At 58.8% G+C, this 2,648-nt stretch carries 5 protein-coding genes; all 5 read left to right on the top strand.

Annotated features, from left to right (window positions below; genetic code table 11):
• Positions 1–188 precede the first annotated feature (188 nt).
• The 5 genes from rpmH to jag all read left to right on the top strand — a co-directional run bounded on the left by rpmH (position 189) and on the right by jag (position 2,583).
• A complete protein-coding gene (gene rpmH / locus Q0176_RS09655) occupies positions 189–329 on the top strand; it encodes a 50S ribosomal protein L34 (protein ID WP_299076994.1) in 141 nt (46 codons plus the stop codon).
• Positions 311–703 (top strand): ribonuclease P protein component, encoded by a 393-nt coding sequence (gene rnpA / locus Q0176_RS09650; RefSeq protein ID WP_299302161.1) that lies wholly within the window; start codon positions 311–313, stop codon positions 701–703. Before rpmH ends, rnpA begins: the two co-directional genes overlap by 19 nt.
• Entirely contained in the window at positions 693–998 is a 306-nt protein-coding gene (gene yidD / locus Q0176_RS09645) for a membrane protein insertion efficiency factor YidD (protein ID WP_366797419.1), read from the top strand. The genes rnpA and yidD overlap by 11 nt, the downstream gene beginning before the upstream one ends.
• A 29-nt stretch (positions 999–1,027) precedes the next feature.
• Positions 1,028–1,807: a YidC/Oxa1 family membrane protein insertase gene (locus tag Q0176_RS09640; RefSeq protein WP_299302157.1), complete on the top strand. Its 780-nt coding sequence runs from the start codon at positions 1,028–1,030 to the stop codon at positions 1,805–1,807.
• A 65-nt stretch (positions 1,808–1,872) separates the two neighbouring features.
• A complete protein-coding gene (gene jag, locus Q0176_RS09635; protein ID WP_299302155.1) occupies positions 1,873–2,583 on the top strand; it encodes an RNA-binding cell elongation regulator Jag/EloR in 711 nt (236 codons plus the stop codon).
• The last annotated feature ends 65 nt before the right edge of the window (positions 2,584–2,648 follow it).

The raw sequence follows: 2,648 nt of genomic DNA, 5'->3' as shown, positions 1-2,648 counted from the left end.
CTTCACATCGCTGCGGATTTTTTGGGGGGAGGGGGTTGTTGTCCAAACCTCAGAACCTATGCTATACTATCTTGGTTTATGTGCTTGAGATACAACTTGTTCCGTTGTCTTGAGCCGTTTCACATGATATTTTTCGCTTTCGACAGTATTTTCGTTCGGACAGGATAGATAGTAAGGAGGCGTTGTTTATGGATAAGGGGACCTTCCAGCCGCACAGGAAGCCGCGCAAGAGAAAGATCGGTTTCCTGGCTCGTTCTTCCTCTCCCTCGGGGCGCAAAATTCTTCGCAACCGAAGGCGCAAGGGCCGTAAGTGCCTGACCATGGCGTAACCCTGAGGAAAGGTCGGGAGTTCGACCTCATCTTCCGCACCGGTCTTCGCGTTCAGGGAGATCTGGTGCGGTTGTTGTTTTTGAGGAGTCCGGGCCAAACCGAACCGCGCGTGGGGGACGCGGTGGGTAAGCGTCAGGGAAAGGCCCATGTCCGCAACCGGGGGCGCCGCATTCTGCGCGAGGCCTTTCGGCGTCTGGTGCCCTGGGTGGTCTCGGATGCGGCGCTTGTCCTATCTCTGAAGGACCGGGCTCTTGGCGCCTCCGCCGTTGCCGTCTGGCATGATATGACCAGGGTCCTGCAGCGGCAGGGCCTTCTGCTCGACGGGTGGAACGGAGCGGACTGGGATTCGCCCGTTTTGCGCCGTGTCCTCTGAACGCCCGCGGGGCCCGCGCCGGCGATGCTGCGGCAGTCCCGCCGCAGTTCTGGCGGTGCTGCTGATTCGAGGATATCAGCGTTTCATATCGCCGCTGCTGGGACACCGATGCCGTTTTTACCCATCTTGTTCCCAGTACGCGCTTGTCGTGTTTCAGGAATGGGGTTTTTGCATGGGCGCATGGATGACGCTTCGGCGCCTTTTGAAGTGCGGCCCATGGCACGAGGGGGGCTACGATCCTCCCCCGAGACGTTGCGGATCTGCCAAGTCGGATAGGGATGGTGAACTTTTTTGAGTTATTTGTGGACACAGGCCGGAAACTTTATGACATGGCTTTTGGAAAGCCTTTACCTGCTGACGAACTCCTGGGGGCTGGCGATTATCCTCCTGACGATCCTGGTTCGTATCGCCATGCATCCCCTGACGCAGAAACAGATGGTCAGCATGCAGAGGATGCAGAAGCTTCAGCCTATGATGAAGGTCCTGCAGGAGAAGTACCAGGACGACAAGGAGACGCTGAACCGAGAGGTGATGTCCCTCTATAAGGAGCACAAGGTCAACCCGGCTGCGGGGTGCCTGCCCCTGCTCATTCAGCTTCCCATCTTCATCCTGCTCTACAGTGCCCTGTCCCGTCACGGTTTTACCGACGCCACGTTCTTGTCCGTCCAGCTCGACGGATCGGTCCTGACGACCGTCGCCAAGGCCATCAACCTGGTGGATGAGGCCGGCGTACCCATTCCGAACAGCCAACTCGGCTTCGTCATGGTGTTTTTTTCCGCCCTATCCAATCCCTCGCTGCTCTTCTCCAACCTGGGCATGTGGCTTCCCAACACCATCCTTCTGTTGATCATCGCGTTTCTTACCTGGTACCAGCAGCACATCTCCGCCTCGGGGAACCCCCAGATGGCCATGATGAGCTGGTTCATGCCCATTTTCCTGACTTTCATCTGCCTCAGCCTGCCCGGAGGGGTTCTGCTTTACTGGGGCGTCTCCTCCCTGCTCGGCGTGATTCATCAGCTGCGCGTCATCCGCAGGACCAGCCAGGAAATGCAGGAAAAACCGGCGCTCTTTCAGGAGAAGCCGACGCGCAAATCCGAAGCGTGAGCGTCGCGATGTGGAGAGGGGCAGGGACGGATTCGAGGACGAATTGAGGAAAGAAGGTTTTTTCCGTGACCGACGATAAGCATGTTATTGACGACAAGCACCTTGTTTTCGACGTGAATACCGTCGAGGAAGCACTGGATCTGGCCTCCCGTCAATGGGGCGTTCCCGCGGAGGAGCTCCGGTCCGAGGTGATCGGCTCCGAAAAAGTATTTTTAGGATTGTTCGGCAAAAAGCTCAAGGTCGAGGTGACCTTGCCCGAGCGCTCCCTGCTTTGCAGGGGGCGGGATTTCGTGGACGACCTGCTGAAGCTTATGGATCTTCGCGCCGACACGGTTCTTCGCGAGGAGGAAAACGTCGTCGACATTGAGGGGCAGGACGCGGAAATTCTGGTCGGCCGGCACGGCGACGGCCTGAAGTCCATGGAGTACCTGCTGAATCTCGCCCTGCGCGACCCCGGGTCTCAGCCCCGCGTCCGTCTCGACAGCAACGGCTACAGGGAGCGCAGGATACGAAGCCTGGAGCGTCTGGCCGAGGCGACGGCCAGACAGGTCGTGGAGTACGGGGTCCCCATTCGCCTCGACCCCATGCTCAGTTGGGAGCGTTGGGTGATTCACACCTCCCTCAAGGATCGGGAGGATGTCAAGACCGAGTCGGTGGGGGAGGCCCCGGAGCGCAAGGTGGTCGTCATGCCGAAGATCGATGCCGCCAAACTCCAGGAGGGCAGCGGCTACAGGCCCGCATCGTCGCGTTTCCCGCACCGCCGCAGGCGCCGCTGACCGAATCGGAATCCCCATGTTCCCCGTTCTCATAAAGATTGGGACGATAACCCTCGATACGTACT

This window comes from uncultured Fretibacterium sp. (genome assembly GCF_938040765.1).
In the GTDB taxonomy this organism is placed as follows: domain Bacteria; phylum Synergistota; class Synergistia; order Synergistales; family Aminobacteriaceae; genus CAJPSE01.
The sequence above is the reverse complement of the archived record's forward strand: the minus strand, read 5'-3'. Positions and strand labels throughout refer to the sequence as shown.